16 protein-coding genes are annotated in these 18,059 nt (G+C 61.4%); 7 read left to right on the top strand and 9 right to left on the bottom strand.

The window, feature by feature from the left end; all coding sequences use genetic code 11:
- Positions 1 to 90 precede the first annotated feature (90 nt).
- Complete coding sequence (locus ACM3N8_RS07450; RefSeq protein ID WP_416015833.1) at positions 91 to 1,785, top strand: AMP-binding protein; 1,695 nt, start codon at positions 91 to 93, stop codon at positions 1,783 to 1,785.
- 59 nt (positions 1,786 to 1,844) lie between these two features.
- Here the strand turns inward: ACM3N8_RS07450 and ACM3N8_RS07445 are convergent, their stop codons facing one another.
- From ACM3N8_RS07445 to ACM3N8_RS07435, 3 genes are all read right to left on the bottom strand, one after another.
- Complete coding sequence (locus ACM3N8_RS07445; RefSeq protein ID WP_043135148.1) at positions 1,845 to 2,195, bottom strand: hypothetical protein; 351 nt, start codon at positions 2,193 to 2,195, stop codon at positions 1,845 to 1,847.
- 133 nt (positions 2,196 to 2,328) lie between these two features.
- Positions 2,329 to 5,301 carry an HD domain-containing phosphohydrolase gene (locus tag ACM3N8_RS07440; protein WP_416015895.1) on the bottom strand — a complete coding sequence of 991 codons (2,973 nt, stop codon included), beginning with the start codon at positions 5,299 to 5,301 and terminating at the stop codon, positions 2,329 to 2,331.
- 59 nt (positions 5,302 to 5,360) lie between these two features.
- Entirely contained in the window at positions 5,361 to 5,801 is a 441-nt protein-coding gene (locus ACM3N8_RS07435) for a DUF1842 domain-containing protein (RefSeq protein WP_416015829.1), read from the bottom strand.
- A 312-nt stretch (positions 5,802 to 6,113) separates the two neighbouring features.
- On the opposite strand from ACM3N8_RS07435, the gene ACM3N8_RS07430 reads away from it, so the two are divergent.
- The 3 genes from ACM3N8_RS07430 to ACM3N8_RS07420 all read left to right on the top strand — a co-directional run bounded on the left by ACM3N8_RS07430 (position 6,114) and on the right by ACM3N8_RS07420 (position 8,416).
- Positions 6,114 to 7,103 (top strand): luciferase-like monooxygenase, encoded by a 990-nt coding sequence (locus ACM3N8_RS07430; RefSeq protein ID WP_290019616.1) that lies wholly within the window; start codon positions 6,114 to 6,116, stop codon positions 7,101 to 7,103.
- A gap of 192 nt (positions 7,104 to 7,295) precedes the next feature.
- Positions 7,296 to 7,796, top strand: a complete 501-nt coding sequence (locus tag ACM3N8_RS07425; protein ID WP_416015827.1) for a 2TM domain-containing protein — start codon at positions 7,296 to 7,298, stop codon at positions 7,794 to 7,796.
- A gap of 110 nt (positions 7,797 to 7,906) precedes the next feature.
- Complete coding sequence (locus ACM3N8_RS07420) at positions 7,907 to 8,416, top strand: DUF6622 family protein (RefSeq protein WP_290019617.1); 510 nt, start codon at positions 7,907 to 7,909, stop codon at positions 8,414 to 8,416.
- Positions 8,417 to 8,579: 163 nt separating this feature from the next.
- On the opposite strand, the gene ACM3N8_RS07415 is transcribed toward ACM3N8_RS07420, so the two are convergent.
- Genes ACM3N8_RS07415 through lptD form a run of 6 tightly spaced genes read right to left on the bottom strand, consistent with a single transcriptional unit; the run spans position 8,580 to position 15,348 of the window.
- Positions 8,580 to 9,401, bottom strand: a complete 822-nt coding sequence (locus tag ACM3N8_RS07415) for a symmetrical bis(5'-nucleosyl)-tetraphosphatase (protein WP_043135143.1) — start codon at positions 9,399 to 9,401, stop codon at positions 8,580 to 8,582.
- A gap of 6 nt (positions 9,402 to 9,407) precedes the next feature.
- A complete protein-coding gene (gene apaG, locus ACM3N8_RS07410) occupies positions 9,408 to 9,770 on the bottom strand; it encodes a Co2+/Mg2+ efflux protein ApaG (protein WP_043135142.1) in 363 nt (120 codons plus the stop codon).
- Positions 9,771 to 9,774: 4 nt separating this feature from the next.
- Positions 9,775 to 10,602: a 16S rRNA (adenine(1518)-N(6)/adenine(1519)-N(6))-dimethyltransferase RsmA gene (gene rsmA, locus ACM3N8_RS07405; protein ID WP_011899041.1), complete on the bottom strand. Its 828-nt coding sequence runs from the start codon at positions 10,600 to 10,602 to the stop codon at positions 9,775 to 9,777.
- Complete coding sequence (pdxA, locus tag ACM3N8_RS07400) at positions 10,592 to 11,587, bottom strand: 4-hydroxythreonine-4-phosphate dehydrogenase PdxA (RefSeq protein ID WP_043135141.1); 996 nt, start codon at positions 11,585 to 11,587, stop codon at positions 10,592 to 10,594. The genes rsmA and pdxA overlap by 11 nt, the downstream gene beginning before the upstream one ends.
- Positions 11,587 to 12,885 carry a peptidylprolyl isomerase SurA gene (surA, locus tag ACM3N8_RS07395; RefSeq protein WP_042870012.1) on the bottom strand — a complete coding sequence of 433 codons (1,299 nt, stop codon included), beginning with the start codon at positions 12,883 to 12,885 and terminating at the stop codon, positions 11,587 to 11,589. The genes pdxA and surA overlap by 1 nt, the downstream gene beginning before the upstream one ends.
- A 30-nt stretch (positions 12,886 to 12,915) precedes the next feature.
- The gene (gene lptD, locus ACM3N8_RS07390; RefSeq protein ID WP_264304829.1) at positions 12,916 to 15,348 is read right to left on the bottom strand and encodes an LPS assembly protein LptD; all 2,433 of its coding nucleotides are present in this window, start codon (positions 15,346 to 15,348) and stop codon (positions 12,916 to 12,918) included.
- Positions 15,349 to 15,522: 174 nt separating this feature from the next.
- Between lptD and ACM3N8_RS07385 the strand changes: the two genes are divergently transcribed.
- From ACM3N8_RS07385 to djlA, 3 genes are read left to right on the top strand one after another with little or no spacing between them, the layout of a single operon-like run.
- On the top strand, positions 15,523 to 16,536 hold the full coding sequence (locus ACM3N8_RS07385) for an aminoglycoside phosphotransferase family protein (protein ID WP_264304830.1): 1,014 nt from the start codon (positions 15,523 to 15,525) through the stop codon (positions 16,534 to 16,536).
- Complete coding sequence (gene murU, locus ACM3N8_RS07380; RefSeq protein WP_416015822.1) at positions 16,533 to 17,201, top strand: N-acetylmuramate alpha-1-phosphate uridylyltransferase MurU; 669 nt, start codon at positions 16,533 to 16,535, stop codon at positions 17,199 to 17,201. The genes ACM3N8_RS07385 and murU overlap by 4 nt, the downstream gene beginning before the upstream one ends.
- 19 nt (positions 17,202 to 17,220) lie before the next feature.
- A complete protein-coding gene (gene djlA / locus ACM3N8_RS07375; protein ID WP_043135133.1) occupies positions 17,221 to 18,057 on the top strand; it encodes a co-chaperone DjlA in 837 nt (278 codons plus the stop codon).
- Positions 18,058 to 18,059: the final 2 nt, after the last annotated feature.

Below are 18,059 nucleotides of genomic sequence, written 5' to 3'. Positions count from 1 at the left end.
AGTGGGGTTTTACATTAATGTAACAAGCTGAGAAAAGCGTGCCAGCCGAGCAGTAGGCAATTCAAATTGAACGTGGCCAGGAGTCACCCCATGACCTCACTGCTCAGCTACAGGGCCGGTCCCTGCGATCAGCCCCTGCTTCATCAGACCATAGGCGAATACCTGCAAGAGATAGCCGACCGCTTTCCCGAACGGCCCGCCGTTGTGGTGCGCCACCAGCAGATCCGCTGGAACTACCGCGAATACCTGACCCAGATAGACAGGCTGGCGCTGGGCTTGCTGGCGCTCGGCATCCAGCCGGGGGACAGGGTCGGCATCTGGTCACCAAACAACATAGAGTGGTGTCTGGTGCAGTTCGCCACCGCCCGCATCGGCGCCATCATGGTCTGCATCAATCCCGCCTACCGCAGCTACGAGCTGGAGTTTGCCATCAACAACGTGGGCTGCCGTGCCCTCATCTGTGCCAGTGCCTTCAAGGGCAGCGACTACCTCGCCATGCTCAATGAGCTGGCCCCGGAGCTGGCCAGTTCGCCGCCCGGGCAGCTGGTCAGCGCCCGCTTGCCGAGCCTGGCAATGGTGATCCGGCTCGGGGAGGAGGCCAGCGCCGGCATGCTCAACTTCGGTGCCGTGCTGGCGCTGGGGGACGAGCAGGATCCGGCCCGGCTTGCCCGGGTGGCGGCCGGCCTCAAGCCGGACGATGCCATCAACATCCAGTTCACCTCGGGCACCACGGGCAACCCCAAGGGCGCGACCTTGAGCCACGGCAACATACTCAACAACGGCCGTCAGGTGGCGCGGGGCATGGCGTTCAGCGAGCAGGACAGGCTCTGCATACCTGTGCCGCTCTATCACTGTTTCGGCATGGTGCTCGGCAACCTGGTCTGCATTAGCGTGGGGGCCTGCGCCCTGTTTCCATCGGAGGCGTTCGACCCTGTAGCGGCCCTGCAGATGGTGAGCGAGGAGCGTTGCACCGCCCTGCACGGTGTGCCGACCATGTTTATCGCCGAGCTGGAGCTGCCCGGCTTTGCTGAGTTTGATCTCTCCTCCCTGCGCACCGGCATCATGGCCGGGGCCATCTGCCCCGAGCCCTTGATGCGCAAGGTGCAGACCCTGATGCACATGACCGAGGTGACCATAGCCTACGGCCAGACAGAGTGCAGTCCCATCAACCACATGACCGCCATCGATGCGCCGCTGGACAAGCGGGTCACCACGGTCGGCCGTGCCCTCGATCACACCGAGATCAAGCTGGTTGACCCGAGCGGCGAGACGGTGGCCATCGGCGAGCGGGGGGAGATCTGCTGTCGCAGCAAGGGGGTGATGCAGGGTTACTGGCAGGATCCTGCCAAGACGGCGGAGACCATAGACGAGGAGGGTTGGCTGCACTCGGGGGACATAGGCATCATGGACGAAGAGGGCTATGTGCAGATCGTTGGGCGCAGCAAGGAGCTGATCATCCGTGGTGGCGAGAACATCTATCCGCGCGAGATAGAGGAGCGGCTCTACGACCATCCGGCGGTGCAGGATGCCGCCGTGTTCGGGGTCGACAGCGAGCGCTATGGCGAGGAGGTGTGCGCCTGGGTCAAGCTCAGGCCCGGGCAGGAGGTCAGCGAGGAGGAGCTCAAGCACTTCCTGTCGGCCCGCATCGCCTACTTCAAGGTACCCAGGCATATCCGCTTCGTGGAGGAGTACCCCATGACGGTGACCGGCAAGCTGCAGAAGTTCAAGATGCGGGAGGCAATGAGCGATGAGCTGGCCCGCCAGCATGCCGAGGCGACGCGCTGAGGCTGTTCTGGTGCGATAAAAAAAGGGCCCGCGGGCCCTTTTTCGTTGCCGGCTGCTTGCTAGCGCGGCGTGATGCTCAAGTCCGTGGGGCACTGAATGGTCAGCGAATGGACTGTACTGGCCACGCGATAAGGCTTGCCCGCTTTGTAGAGCTTCTTCTCCTCGTCATAGCTGCCCGTCGTGTACTGGGTGGAGTAGAGCGTCTGCTGACGGCGATCCGTCTCCTTGTAACCCTGGGGGCAAGTCTGGTTGGCCTGATTGAAACAGGCCGCCATGCTGCTGCACTCGATATAGAAGCCATGCTGGCTGGCATCGGCCAGGTGCACCGGGGTGACTGTGGGCGGGGGAGGCGACAACAGGGAGCAGCCGGACAGCGCCAGTGCGCCCAGCATGATGAGATGTTTTGACATGGATAACCTGAACAGTGTGGTGTGACAAAGAGTGAGGGGGAGTCTTTTGCTCCCCCTTCGCTATAGGGACACAGTTATAACCAAGCCGGTGCGCTCAGACCAGCGCACAAATGTAAGAAAATATGATCCCGTCCTACGTCAGCGCGGCCAGCAGGGCATCGCTATCCACCTGGTCCAGCTGCTCCGGCGCCAGAAAACGTTCGGCATAGTCGCGCCAGATGCCGCTGCCGACGAACAGGGCAAACAGCGCCGGGTCTATGTGCTGCTCGCGTACCATGCTCTGCATGATGGCCAGCGACTGGGCCACCGTCTTGCCCGACTTGTAGGGGCGATCGCTGGCGGTCAGCGCCTCGAAGATGTCGGCGATGGCCATGATGCGGGCCGGAATGCTCATCTGCTGCCCCAGCAACTGACGGGGATAACCCTTGCCGTCCATACGCTCATGGTGACCGCCGGCGATCTCGGGCACGCTGCGCAGGTGGCGCGGGAAGGGGAGCCGCTCCAGCATGCGGATGGTCTGGATGATGTGTTCGTTGATCTTGTAGCGCTCCTCCTCGGTGAGGGTGCCGCGGCCTATGGCCAGGTTATAGCGCTCCCCCCGGTTGTAGAGATGGCTGGGCACCTTGACCTTGAAACCCCAGGGGTTGTGCTCATCCAGGCGGTCGTGGACGGGGCGGGGAATGAGGTGGGCCGCCTTGTCGGCCAGCAGCGGCTCGACGCAGGGCAGCGGCGCGGCGGGCTCGCTCTGGCGCAGCTTGAGTTCCTCCCGGCTGATGCCGAGTCTGTCATCCAGGGTGCGCAGCCAGGTGCGGCTGGCGATGGCATCCAGCCGTGTCAGCTTCTCCGGCGCCATCCACTCCCCCCCCAGGTTGCACTCGGCGACGAAGGCAAACTCCTCGTCCAGGGTGCTCCAGAGCGGCGCCACCTCCGCTCTGGCCGCTTCCCGTTCTGACGCCGGCAGGCGGGCCGCCAGCGCCTCTATGTAACCGTCGCGCTTGAGTACCTCGAAGCGGGTGCGGATCTCGTGGATCCGGTCGTAGAGGGTCTCCAGCTTGGTGGCCTTGTCGACCACGAACTCCGGCGTGGTGACCTTGCCGCAGTCGTGCAGCCAGCTCGCGATATGGATGGCCTCCCACTCCTCCTCATTGAGCCGAAAGTCGGCGAACGGGCCCTGTTGCTGGGCACAGGCCGCCTCGGTCAGCATCCGGGTCAGCTCGGGCACGCGCTGGCAGTGACCCCCTGTGTAGGGGCTCTTGGCATCGATCGCGCCGGCCATCAGCTCGATGAAGGACTCCAGCAGCTGTTTCTGCTCCTCCAGCAGGCGCTGGTTCTCGATGGCGGAGGCCGAGGTGCCCGCCAGCGCCTCGATCAGGCTGATGCGCGAGGCCAGCTCGCGGGCGGAGCAGTCGGGCAGGATCAGCAGCAGGCAGCCGATCAGCTCCTGTCTATGGTTGCGCAGGGGCTCGGCCACCAGCTGGCAGGGGCCGGGGAAGGGACCCCAGCTCGCCAGATGCTGCTGCCAGCCGCGCTCGTCGACGGCCAGGGTGAGCCGCTCTGTCTGGGCCAGCTTGCCGAGCAGCGCCTCCTGCCAGGGGACTTGCCCGGCGGGCAGGGCTTGCTGTCGCCAACTCGCCTGGACCGCCACCATGCTCTGCTCCTGGGCCAGGTAGAGGCAGCCCCCTTGGGCCTGCACCGCGGCTATGGTCTCCTGCAGTATGCGGCTGAGCAGGGAGTCGAAGCGGTGTTCGGCCGCCAGCGCCCGGCCCATGTTCATGAAGTTGCCCAGGGTCAGCCGCATGCCGGACATGGTACGGGCCAGATCGTCGATCTCGCGGATCGCCGACTCAGGCACCCGGCTCTCGCCGAAGTCGAAGTGCTGGATCCGCTCCGCCTCCTGGGTCAGGGCCAGCAGCGGGGTGGCGGTACGGCGGGAGACCAGCCAGATCACCGGCAGCAGCAACAGCAAGCCCGCCAGCGCCCAGCCGAGATTGACCAGTGCCTCGTCGCGGGCCTGCTGATAGAGCAGATCGGCCGACACCAGCAGGGCGATATGGAAGGGGGAACCCTCGCCGAGGGGGGATAGGTTGACCAGCCAGTCGCTGTCATCGGCGGCGGTCAGGTTCAGCTCCACCGGACTGCTCAGCAGGGCGGGTTGGCGGCTGATCTGCTGTTGCAGCCGGGTCAGCACGGGATGGGACAGCGCCGACAGCGTGGGCAGCTGGCTCAGCTGCTCGAAGCTGGGCAGATGCCTGGGATCGGCGGCCAGCAGGGTGGCGTATTCGTCGAACAGGATCACCTGGCTCTGCGCTGGCAAGCGCAGCTTGCCGATCAGGGCCGACAGCCCCTCTACGCTGGTATCCAGCCCGATCACCGCCCGTCTGTCATCGCTCTCCACCGCCAGCGTCATGCCTGGCTCCTTGGTGGTAAAGAAGAGATAGGGGCTGGTCGTGGCGATCCCCGTGCGCCAGCGAGCCTGCTTGTACCAGTCGCGGCTGCGGGGATCAAACTGGTACAGGGGCATGGCCCGGCGCTCGAGCAGGGTCAGCCGCTGATCGAAGTAGAGAAACTCCCCCTTGCCCTGATGCAAGCTCTGCACCAGCAGGGTGCTGGCGGCGGGCACCTTGTCCAGCTGGGCTCTGGCCCGTCCGGTCAGCTTGCGCACCAGGAAGAAGTCACCATCCTCATAGCCGGCGTAGACGGCCCCATAGCTGGGGCTGTTGGCCAGCACCTCCGCCAGTTGCGGCAGGTAGCCCAGGCGAGCATCCAGGCTGGTCATGGCCGCCAGCTGACCGCTGCGCAAGAGGCTCAGCGACATGCGGGCCGGTCGCTCGTTCAGCTGGAGCGCAAGGGACAACTGTTCCCGGTATTGCAGAAAGTTCTGTCGCTCATGCTCCAGCCCCTGGCGTGCCCCTTGCTGGAACTGCAACGCTATGAGGGCGCTGCCCAGCAGGGTAAACAGCAGGATGAAGAGGGTGGCGATATGCACATAGAAGGGTTTACGACCTGGCCTGGCACTTGTCATGGACGCATCCTTGTCACACGGGCGATTGCAGAGACGATCAACTACCAGTGTGCCAACAGGATGACAGAAAACACAATAAATGATTGAGCGGTATCAGGATATGGCGTCGGATGTGACGGCCCCTGGCGGGGCCGTCTAGGGGATCACGCCAGTACGGCGGCGGGGACCAGGTTGACGGGGGCGTCTTTCACCTCGTGCCACACCTGGTGGCTGTCCTGGTACTTGTAGTTGGCCGTGCCTGACTTCCAGTCTTCGCTGAGCACCATGCGCAGCTCGAAGTTGGGCTGGATCACGGGGCCGATCCCGCCACCCTGCGGCCACTTGATGATGGGATAACCCTGGGCGGTTACCAGGATATGGCACAGCTTGGGCATGACACACATATAGGTGTACTGGCCCTTCAGTTCGGAGGCCATGTCCAGCGGTGGATTGGTTGCCTGGGTCAGGTGAGCGACGCCGTTCACCGTCTCCCCCGGGGTATAGACGGCCAGGTTCAGGTGCAGCAGTTGTGCCCCCTGCATGGCTTTGCCAATCTCGAAAGAGGCGAGGAAGAGGCCGGTCTTGGTGTCTGTGATTGCATTCATGCCTGTATTCTCCTGCAAGAAGAGGGGGGGTGTAGCTCACAACCAGACGACGAGCCACAGCATGCTAGCGCCTGCGGCCGGAGAGGGTAACTGTGCAACTTGTCAGTTGACGCCCCGTCAGGGCTGGCATAGCGCCACCCCACCTGATGCCAGGGCAGGATAAATCAGGCGTGCGGCCAGTGTGACGCTTTCGGTTGTCGGCCTGCCAGAGATTGAGCGGGGGCAATTCGCCGGCCCGATGCGTGATTCATTCAGGTATCTCGTGCTACATTGCCCTCCTTGTTACTGGTCTGTGAATCAATGGAGTGACCCATGTCTGCCATCCCCTATTCCGTGCTCGATCTGGTGCCCGTCCCCGAAGGATCCCAGCCGGCCGAGTCGTTCCGTCGTTCGCGCGAGTTGGCGCAACATGCCGAGCGCTGGGGCTACCTGCGTTATTGGCTGGCCGAACACCACAACATGCCGGGCATCGCCAGCGCCGCCACCTCTGTGCTGATCGGCCACCTGGCGGGTGCCACCAACACACTGCGGATCGGTGCTGGCGGCATCATGCTGCCGAACCATTCGCCGCTGGTGATCGCCGAGCAGTTCGGCACCCTGGCCTCGCTCTACCCTGATCGCATCGATCTGGGGCTGGGCCGGGCGCCCGGCACAGATCAGCGCACCATGCAGGCGCTGCGGCGCCAGCGCAGCGGCGAGGTGGACGAGTTCCCGGCGGATGTGCGCGAGCTGATGAGCTACTTTGGGGACGAGGCGGGAGCGGTACAGGCGGTGCCGGGTCAGGGGTTGCACCTGCCCATCTGGCTGCTGGGTTCCAGCCTCTACAGCGCCCAGCTGGCGGCGGCCATGGGGCTGCCGTTCGGCTTTGCCTCCCACTTCGCCCCCGCCCTGCTGTTGCAGGCGCTGGAGATCTACCGTACCCAGTACCGCCCTTCGGTGCGCTGGCCCAAGCCTTATGCCGTGGTCTGCATCAACATGATCGCCGCTGACAGCGAGCGGGAGGCCCGCTTCCAGTTCACCACTGTGCAGCAGCAGTTCCTGCGCCTCTACCGCGGTGACGCGGGCAAGCTGCCCGCGCCCGTGGTCGAGCTGGGGGAAGAGTGGTCACCCCGCGAACTGATGGCGATGGAGCAGACCCTGGCCCGCTCCCTGGTCGGCGATCCGGAGCGGGTGCGTCACGGCCTCAAGGCGCTGCTGGCCGAGACCCGGGCCGATGAGCTGATGTTCAACGGCCCCATCGTCGATCATCAGGCCCGTCTGCGCTCGTTCGAGATTGCGGCCGAGCTGATGAATAGCCTGTAAGCTGGCAGGCAGGGCTTGTCACTGTGGCGGGTCGAGCCAGGTGCTTGGCCCGCCGATTGACAACAGTGCTCATAAAATGTTTTTAACGTATTGATTTTAAAGGATAGTCAGGTTGATGTCGGGCATCTGTCGTGTCACCGCCCTCCACTCAGGCCCTATGCTGGCCCTGTCAATCACCACAAGGAGCTCATGATGATCGTCAGGAAGTTGAGATTGCAGCGGGGTTGGTCCCAGGATCAATTGGCGACCCTGACTGGCCTGAGCGTTCGCACCATACAGCGGATCGAACAGGGTCAGCAGCCCGGACTGGAGTCTCTCAAGGCCCTGGCCTCCGTCTTTGAACTTGATGTGGCTCAGTTAGACGGGACGCAACAACAGGAGCGCGAGATGAGAGGGAATGAAACCATGGGGCAGGATGTGGTACAGGTGTCGGCAGAGGAGCGGGCGGCCATGCGTTATGTGGAGGGGCTCAAGGGCTTCTACTACCACATCGCCAGCTATGTGCTGGTAATTTGCGGGCTGTTTGTCATCAACTACCTCAGCAATCCGGATTATATCTGGGCCTGGTGGCCGGCGCTGGGTTGGGGATTGGGATTGATCTCCCATGCCATCAATCTGTTCCAGCCCTTCAAGTTGTTCGGGCCCGAGTGGGAACGGCGTCAGATAGAAAAACGGCTGGGACGCAAGCTGTAATATCTTCCACTGCGAGTTCAACGTGGTTTTAAATTTATTTTATGGATAGTTAATTAAATGGTTTATGACAAGTACAGTTAGATTTCTCCATTGATTAAAAAGGAGGGGACATGTTTTTTGTAAATATCATTGTTGGCACTCCGATATGGGTCTGGATCTTATTTGCCGTCTTGATAGTAAATGGGATCAGTGCATTAAATGATAGAGAGATGGAGATTCAACATTTGTTCGTTATGCCATTGTTTTTTCTCTTATGGGGAGGAATCAGTGTGAGCTATGACCTGGCCTTCTCGTTCTGGGGGTTAGTAGCCATGGTGGTGGGGTTAGTGCTCGGTTGTGGATGTGGTTGGTGTATCTTGAGTCGTGGTCCACAGTTAAAAAGTAAAGAGGGAAGTGATCTGATTATCTGGCCTGGTACTTCATGGGTTATTATATTTGTGATGATTGCTTTTATTACAAAGTACACGTTGAATGCTTTTCTTAATGTAGATCCAGAATTGAGGGGGTCATTATCTTTCAATCTTTCATTTGGCTTTTTAAGTGGGCTGATTAGTGGTGTACTCTGGGGCAGAACGTTGAATTTATATTTCATTTTTAAACAAGAAAAACAATGTTGTTAATTGTGTGATTTTCAACAGACATACGTCATATATTAATTTATATATCGTGACTTATATGTTTTAAATACGTTTAAATTGGTGGTGGATGAATAGCTCTTTATATCTGAAGTAGAAAGCCCGACATCGCGTCGGGCTTATTACTACAAGTATTCACTGAGCAAGCTTATTTAGCGTGAGTGGGGCAGGGTGTCGCTATCAGGGCATCGTCTTCATAACGCCACAGGGTGAGACTGTTGCCCCAGACGCAGCCGGTATCCAGCGCCTTGATATCCTGCTTGCCGGTGTTGCCCATCAGGGCCGCCCAGTGGCCGAACACCAGTATGGGGTCATCCACGTGGTGTTCACGCTGCTCGAACCAGGGGCGCAGGCCGGGTGTGGACTCCGTGGGGCCCTTCTTGCACTTGAACTCGAGCCGGCCGTCGAAATAGCAGAAGCGCATGCGGGTGAAGGTGTTGATGATGTAGCGGTAACGCTCGATACCGGCCAGATCCTCACTCCAGCCATCGGGCAGATCGCCATACATGTTGTGCAGCAGCCAGCTGTACTGATCGCCGCGCAGCAGACTCTCCACTTCGCGGGCGCAGTTGCGCGCCGTGCGTGCGTCCCATGCGGGTGAGATGCCGGCATGCACCATCATGATGGGCAGGTCAGGGTGCTCCGCCAGCAGGGGGCGATGACGCAGCCACTCCAGCAGTTCGTCCCGATCCGGGGCCTCCATCAGGGCTTGCAGCTTGTCTTTCTTCTTGAGCGGCGCGACACCATCGGCCACCGCCAGCAGGTGCAGGTCGTGGTTGCCGAGCACTGTGACGGCGCGGCTTCCCAGTGACTTGACGAAGCGCAGTGTGTTGAGGGAGTCCGGGCCGCGGGCGACCAGGTCACCACAGAGCCAGAGCACATCGTTGCCGGGATCGAACTCGGCCAGATCCAGCAGACGGCGCAAGTCGTCATAACAGCCCTGGATATCGCCAACAAAACAGTTCGCCATGAAACCTCAGTTAATAATGTGGGGGACGGCCAGCGTAAAAGGCGCTATGGGCGCCTCGAACTGCTGTCCCGACGCATCTTGCAGGGTGTAGCTCCCTTCCATCACCCCCAGCGGGGTGGCGAGTGGCACGCCGCTCTGATAGCGAAAGGTCTCCCCTTCCGCAATCAGGGGCTGCTCCCCGACGACGCCGGGGCCCTCGACTTCCAGCATCTTGCCATTGGCATCCGTGATGAGCCAGCGCCGGTGCAGCAGCTGCGCCGGGCCGGGCCCCAGATTCTCAATCTCGATCAGATAGTGGAACTGGTAAGGGTCTTGGGTATCCGCCACATAACTGGGGTATGGGCGGATCACTATGTGCGGGTGTGCCACGGGATCAGGCCTGTTGCTGATCCGCCAGCCAGTTGGCGATCATGACGAACTGCTCCAGGGAGAGATTCTCCGGGCGCAGGTTGCCATCGATGCCAAGCTCGGTCAGCTGGGCGTCCGTGATGAAGTTGGCGAAGCTGTTGCGGATGGTCTTGCGGCGCTGGCCAAAGCCTTCGGTACAGACGCGGCTCAGGCAGCGGATGTCTTTGGCGACGATTGTCGGGTTCTTGTGCGGCACCAGACGGACCACGGCAGAATCCACTTTCGGTGCCGGTTTGAAGGCGCCGGGGCCCACTTCCAGTACCGGGATCACCTGGCAGTAGTACTGCACCATGACGCTCAGGCGGCCATAGGCCTTGCTGCCCGGACCGGCGGACATCCGCAGGACCACTTCCTTTTGCAGCATGAAGTGCATGTCTTCTACCCGGTCGGCGAAATCGCACAGGTGGAAGATGAGCGGGGTGGAGATGTTGTAGGGCAGGTTGCCGAAGATGCGCAGCGGCCCCTTGCCTTCCCCCATCAGGGTGCCGAAGTCGAAGCGCATGGCGTCGGCCTCGATCACGGTCAGCTTGTCCTTGAGGGTCGGATGCTCACGCAGGCGCGCGGCCAGATCCCGGTCAAGCTCGACCACCGTCATCTTGTCCATCTGGGAGGCGACCGGTTCGGTCAGCGCGGCCAGACCCGGACCTATCTCCACCAGGTTCTGACCCGGCTGCGGATTGATGGCGGCCACTATCTGATCGATCACATAGCGGTCGTGCAAGAAGTTCTGACCGAAACGCTTACGGGCCGTGTGGCCCATGTGCACCTTGTTGCTCTGCACCTTACTGCTCATATCTTTTTTTCTCTACCATCTTGATGGCGTGGTTAATCGCGGTGATCAGACTGCCCGGATCCGCCAGGCCCTTGCCTGCCAGATCCAGCGCAGTGCCGTGATCCACCGAAGTGCGGATGAAAGGAAGTCCAAGGGTGATATTGACCGAACTGCCGAAGCCCTTGTATTTGAGCACGGGCAGTCCCTGGTCGTGGTACATGGCGAGTACCGCATCCGCATCCTTGAGGTATTTGTCCTGGAACAGGGTATCGGCCGGCAGCGGGCCGACCAGATCGATCCCCTCCTGGCGCAAGCCGGCCAAGGCGGGTTCGATCACGTCAATCTCTTCACGGCCGAGATGGCCCCCTTCCCCGGCATGGGGATTGAGGCCGCAGACGTAAATTCGGGGTTTGGCGATGCCAAACTTGGTTTTGAGATCCGCATCCAGGATGCGGATCACCTTGCCGAGGCGATCCTCTGTGATCGCCATCGCCACGTAGGCCAGCGGGATGTGAGTGGTCGCCAGCGCCACCCGCAAGCCTTCCGTCGCCAGCAGCATCACCACATCGGCGGTGCCTGACTGCTGGGCGAAGAACTCGGTATGACCGCTGAACGAGACACCCGCCTGGTTGATGATCCCCTTGTGCACCGGGCCGGTCACCACGGCGGCGAACTCGCCGCTGAGGTTGCCGTCGCAGGCGCGCTGCAGGGTCGCCAGCACATAGGCGCCATTGCCTTCATCGAGTTCACCCGGCACCACGGGGGCGCCCAGGGTGACCGGACAGAGGGTCAGGGTACCCGCCCGCTGCGGCTGGGCAGGGGCCTTGGCATCATAGGGTTCCAGCTCGATGGGCAGCCCCAGCAGGGCGGCCCGTTCGAGCATCAGGGCGGGATCGGCGATCACCACCAGCTGGTGGGGCCAATCCTGCTGGGCTATCTGCAGCACCAGATCCGGGCCTATCCCGGCCGGTTCACCCGGCGTGACGGCGAGACGACGACAGCTCATCAGCTGCCGGCGCCTTCGATCTGGATGTAGGCCTCGTCACGCAGCTCGTCCAGCCAGGCCTGGGACTCTTCGGTGAAGCGACGGTTGAAGATCAGCTGATAGGCGCGCTGTTCCTGGGCCTTGTTGGTGGCATCCTGGCTGCGACGCTCTTCCAGCTGGACAATGTGCCAGCCGTGGGTCGTGCGGAAGGGGGCGCTCAGCTCACCCGGCTTGAGGCGGTTGACCATGTCGCGGAATTCCGGCACGTAGACGTTGGGATCAGACCAGCCCAGCTCGCCGCCCTGCACCGCAGAGCCCGGATCTTCGGAGTATTTCTCCGCCAGACTGGCGAAGCTGGCCTTGCCGCTCTTGATGTCGTGCAGTATGCCGTCCAGCATGCCCTTGGCCTTCTCTTCACTCAGGATGATGGAGGGCTTGATCAGGATGTGGCGGGCGCGCACTTCGGTCTGCACGACCTGCTGCTGGCCCTTGGCATCGAACACCTTGATGATGTGCAGACCGGCACCCGAGCGCAGCGGACCCACTATGTCGCCTTTCTTGGCACCCTGTACCGCTTCGGCCATCAGGGTCGGCATCTCTTGCGGGCTCATCCAGCCCCAGTCGCCCCCTTCCAGCGCCTTGGGGCCATTGCTCTCGGCAATGGCCAGCTTGCGGAAGTCGGCCCCCTGCTTGAGGGCGGCCAGGATGCGCTCAATCTTGCTCTTGGCGGTGTTGAGCTGCTCGGCGTTCGGGTTGTCCGGCAGGGCAATCTGGATATGACCGACATGGTACTGCTGTTGCTGCTGGCCCTGCTTGGCGAGTATGTCTACCACCTGCTTGACCTCCTGCTCCGAGATGTTGATGCGGCGGCGCACCTGGTTGCGGCGCACTTCGTTCATCAGTATCTCGCGGCGCACCTCTTCCCGGTACTGGGCATAGGTCAGCCCTTCGCGGGCCAGTTGGGCACGCAGTTGCTCCACCGTCATCTTGTTGTCGGCGGCTATGCTCTGGATGGCCTGCTCCAGCTGGGTATCGCTGATCTTGAGGCCCTGACGATCCGCCAGTTGCAGCTGCAGGCTCTCCTGGATCAGGCGATCCAGTGCCTGTTTGCGCAGGGTGGCATCGTCAGGCAGGGACTGACCGCTCTCCTGGGCCGAGCTTTTGACTTTCTGTACCAGGGCTTCCTGCTGGCTGGCCAGCACCACGTCCTTGTTGACCACGGCAAGCACCTTGTCCATCAGCTCGGGGGCGGCGAAGGCACCCTGGCTCATGGCTCCGAACAGGCCTGCAGTCAGCAGGGAAATCAACGTCTTCTTCATATCCATCTCTCAAGGCGTTTGCCAGACCGGTTACTGGTCTCGCAGGTTAAACGGACGAATGTAAGGCAGTGCTTCGGTATCCAGGGAGGTGCCCTTGGAGCCGGTACCCACGCTACCCAATCCTTTCATTTCAAACTGAATGCCCAGGCTGCGCTCCGAGGTCGGACGCATGGTCACGTTATCCGGGGTATTGACCCACTCCAGGTTGAAGTTGATGCTCCAGCAACAGGAGTCATATTTCAGACCCACCTTGCGATCCACCTTCACCCCCTGATCGAGGTCATGATAGTAGCCACCGTAGAGGTGCCACTGGTCATTGAGCGGCGTGGTCAACAGCATGCCGACCTGGTTGAGGTCAGCGACCTGGTTGGTGTTGGACAGGTCGTAGTTGGCATCGCGCACGAAGCGGTAGTTCAGCTGGCTGATCAGCTTCTCGCGGCGATACTCGACGGCGCTGTTGGCCGAGCTGATCTCGCTCTGATCCATATCATATTGTGCACCGGCATGGGCAAACCACTGTTCATTGATCTTGGCGTCCCCCTCAAACGACAGCGGTGAGCGGGTGTTGGTGGCCAAGGATTCGCTGGGGTAGAGCTTGACCCTGGGCGCAACAAAATCGAAAGCTTGGGCAACGGCCAGCCGAATTCGTTCATCGCCAGCCGCATCATAGACCCGGGTGGTGACACCGAGCGAGACGCGATTTGAGTCGCTGATGCGGTCCAGACCGGCATAACGGCGATCGCTGAACAGGCTGTAGTAGTCCTGGCGCATGTTGGTGGAGTCATAGACGCCTATGTTGTCCTGATCCTTGTAGGGCACATAGAGGTACTGGAACTCGGGCTCCAGGGTCTGGTTGGCATCGTCACCAAACCAGTTCTGGTTGCGCTCGAAAGTCATGCCGCCCTTGAGGCGGAAGGAAGGCAGGGTCCGGGTGATGATGCCTTCATCCAGGGTGACGCCGTTCGCACCCGCTGGGGTGAAGCGATTGACGAAGGTGGAACTCATGTTGTCCGGCACTTCCTGATCGTAACGGGTGTACATCAGCTTGTACTGGCTGTCGAGGTAGTAGCCCGCCTCGTCGATCAGCGGCATGGTCAGGGTCGGGGCCGTATAGACCCGGGTACCCGTGTAGGCACTGCCCTTGTTCTGCTCGATGGCCTGGGCATTGTTGTAACCGAACTTGGTGATCTCGGTGTTCCAGGCCAGATCGTACCAGCTGCCCTGCTGGTAGTAGTTGTGGTCGATGCGCGGCATCAGCTCGTGGGGCTGCTGGGCACTGGCCAGCAGGATCTGGTAGGTCCGCACCTCGGTATTGATGTTCCAGTTGGGCTGGAAGTAGCCGGCCATCAGGGACTGCTGCAACTGGTTCTCGACCTGGGTGCCCACCTTGGGGGAGAAGTCGTTGTAGTAGTTGTAATCCCTGTCCCGCACCTTGGTGTAGTCGACCGAGACCCGCATGGCGTTGTCGGCGAACAGCGAGGTGTGGCGGGCGTTGAGCAGGTAGCGATGACCGTCATCCAGACCGGTGAAGCTGGGATCGGTCGGGTCATACTGCTTGTCGTTGGCCAGGTTCTCGAAATAGAGGCTGCCGACATGGGCCGGATCCGGCATGTAGCGGAACTCGACCTGCTCCATCAGGCCCCGTCTGTCCATGAAGCGGGAGGTGATGGTGGCGTCGTAGTTGGGGGCTATGTTCCAGTAGAACGGCTGGGTGATGTCCATGCCGTTGCGGGAACTCTGGGTATAACCCGGATAGAGCAGACCCGTCTTGCGCTCATCCTTGATGGGGAAGTTGATATAGGGGAAGTAAAAGACCGGATAGTCATATAGCCAGAGGCTGGCGTTCCAGGCTTCCCCGAATACTTCTGTCTGGTCTATGTCTATGCTGCCCGCTTTGAGAGTCCACACTTCCTGGCCTGGTGGGCAGGTGGTGTACTGGGCCCCTTCCAGAGTGATGTTCTGGTTGTTGTTGGTCATTGTGACCCGGTCGGCGGAGCCGCGCACCGGCGAACCGTGCACCTGATACTTGCCCTCTTCCAGCTCGGAGTTCTTGGTATCCAGATTGGATTTCAGGGTCTTGTCACTGGTGACAGTGATCTGGCCATCGTTGTAATAGATGTTGCCGATGGCGATGACATCCCGGCTCTTCTGGTCGAGCTCGGCATAATCTGAGTCAAATTTGCGCACACCCTGGCGCAGCTTGACATCGCCCTGATAGACGGCGGTGCCGCCTTGTTTGGCCTCGAGCCGATCCGCATCCACTTCGACGGGTTGGGCGTTGGCATCCTTGTCCGGGGCCAGCCGCTCTATCTTGGGAACATAGTCATAGCAGAGCCCGTCCAGGATCCCGGTGGCGGGCGGCGGCGTCAGCGGTGCCGCCTGCACTATGGCCGGGGTCAGGGCTGGAACAAGGCTGATGGTCAGGGCGATGGGATAAGCGTACCCCAGTGTCCATTTTGTCATGTGAAAGACTCGCGCAATCCGTGGTAGCTACGGCTGATTCAAGACATGCATTTTACGACAGGATTCATCGAGTTGACATTGCATGTCATTGCTTTATGTTAGCCGGCAATGATAAAGCATTATTGCGGCCAGGGCTAACAGCCAAGTGCTGCTTTCCAATTTGGTCCCTGACTTATGTACGATCGCGATTCCCTGCTATTGCAATGGGCGCGCCGGATTTCCGGTGATGCCAACCTTCAGTTGACCTTGATTTCCGGTGACGCCAGTTTTCGCCGCTACCACCGTGGTGGGGGGTTGGTGTGGGTGGATGCCAATCCGAAAACTGAAAAAAATCATGAGTTTGTCCGTAATGCTGCCGCCCTGCATGCCACGGGGTTGCTGGCGCCCGAGGTCAGGGCTGTGGATTATGAGCAGGGCCTGCTGGCGGTGACAGATCTGGGGGATACCCAGCTTATCGGCTGTCTGGACGCGCACAACGTGCAGGCCTGGTATGGCAAGGCCATAGCGCTGCTGCCCCCGCTGGGGGCAGTGGATCTGGTGCTGGAGCCCTTCGACGCAGCCTTCATGGCCCGTGAAAACAGCATATTCCCCGAGTGGTTGCTGGGTCATCACCTGCAATTGCAGCTCAGTGAAGCCGAGCAACGGCTGCTGGATGACACCTTCGCCTGCCTCACCGCCAACAATCTGGCTCAGCCGCAGGGGGTGATGCACCGGGATTTTCACAGCCGCAACCTGATGGTGTCTGGTGGTGACACGCCTGATGGCAGCCGGCTTGCCATCATCGACTTCCAAGACATGGTCATCGGGCCGCTTAGCTATGACCTGGTCTCCCTGCTCAAGGATTGTTACGTGCGCTGGCCGGATGAGGTGATCGAGCAGGGCATGCGGCAGGGCTTCGATACCCTGCAGCAGGCGGGGCTGCTTGGCGGGCTCGACTATGCCAGTTTCCGTCGTCATGCCGACCTGACCGGCATGCAGCGCCACCTGAAGGCGGCAGGCATCTTCACTCGCCTCTACCATCGCGACGGCAAATCCGGTTACCTCAAGGACATTCCTCGCACCCTGGGCTATGTGGTGGACACGTGCCACCAGCATGGCGCCACCTATCCCGTGCTGGCCCGTTTCGGCCTGTGGCTGGAGCAGGTGGTGCTGCCCGGTATGAACCGCACCGCGCAGGTGACACCATGAAGGCGATGATCCTGGCCGCCGGCCGTGGCGAGCGCATGCGCCCGCTCACCGACAGCCTGCCCAAGCCGCTGCTGGCGGTGGGGGGCAAGCCGCTCATAGTGCACCATATCGAAAAGCTCGCGGCGGCCGGTGTGACCACACTTGTCATCAACCACGCCTGGCTTGGCCACAAACTGGTGGAAGCGCTCGGTGACGGCAGTGCGTTCGGGGTCCAGATTCACTGGTCGGCAGAGGCGAGTGCGCTGGAAACCGCCGGTGGCATAGTGCAGGCGCTGCCCCTGCTCGGTCCGGCGCCTTTTCTGGTGATCAACGGCGATACCTGGCTCGACCTGGACTATCGCACCCTGGTGACCCAGCCACTGGGGGAGGATCTGGCCCATCTCTGGCTGGTGCCCAATCCACCCCAGCATCCAGGCGGAGATTTCTCTCTTAACGCGGGTCGGGTACAGGATGCGCCGGCCTTCACCTTCAGTGGTGTCGGGCTCTATGACCCCGCCGCTTTTGCCGACTTGTCGCCGGGTGCGCGCAAGCTGGCTCCCCTGCTGCGCGACTGGATGGCGCAAGGCCGGGTCGGTGGCACCATGCTGGCCGGCGAATGGCGGGACATAGGCACTGTCTCGCGGCTGCGCGAGCTGGATGACCAGCTGCTGGGGCACTCTCATTAACATCACGAGGTCTTGAACCATGCGTATTTGGGGTAAGGTGCTTGGCGCCTTCTTCGGTTTTCTGCTCGGCAACATCTTTGGTGCCCTGCTTGGCCTCTGGATCGGCCATCGTTTCGATCGGGGCATGGGTATTCGGGGGGCGTTCCAGCGTGGCCCCAGTCAGCAACAGCAGGCGGTTTTCTTCCACGCCACCTTCGCCGTCATGGGCCATATCGCCAAGGCGAGCGGCCAGGTCACTGAGCAGGAGATCCGGGTCGCGTCCAACCTGATGGATCGGATGCGGCTGGTGGGCGATCAGCGGGCCCGCGCCCAGGAGTCGTTCCGGCTGGGCAAGGAGGCCGGGTTCCCGCTGCAGGAAACCCTGGCCGAATTCCGCCGTGCCAGCCTGGGGCAGCGCGACATTTTGCGCTTCTTCCTGGAGGTGCAGCTGCAGGCCGCCTTTGCCGATGGCAAGGTCGAGGCCAACGAGCGCGCCATATTGCACACCATCGCCGATGAGCTGGGTTTCAGCCGCATCGAGCTGGCCCGCATCCTGGCCATGGCCGAGGCGCAGATGAACTTCTTCAACCGGGCTCACGGCGGCCAGTATCAGGACGGTGGGCACGGCGGGCAACAGTACCGGCAGGAGGCGCCCTCCAAGGATCGCCTCAAGGATGCCTACCAGCTGCTTGGAGTGAGCGAGAGCGACAGCGATCAGGACATCAAGCGCGCCTACCGCAAGGAGATGAGCAAGCATCACCCGGACAAGCTGGCCGCCAAGGGGCTGCCGCCCGAGATGATGGAGATGGCGAAGGAGAAGACCCAGGAGATACAGCAGGCCTGGGAGTGGATCCGCGAGGCGCGCGGTATTCGCTGAGT

This window comes from Aeromonas sp. A04 (assembly GCF_047780465.1).
Lineage (GTDB): Bacteria > Pseudomonadota > Gammaproteobacteria > Enterobacterales > Aeromonadaceae > Aeromonas > Aeromonas bestiarum.
Note: the sequence above shows the minus strand (reverse complement) of the source record. Positions and strands in the feature narration are given on the sequence as shown.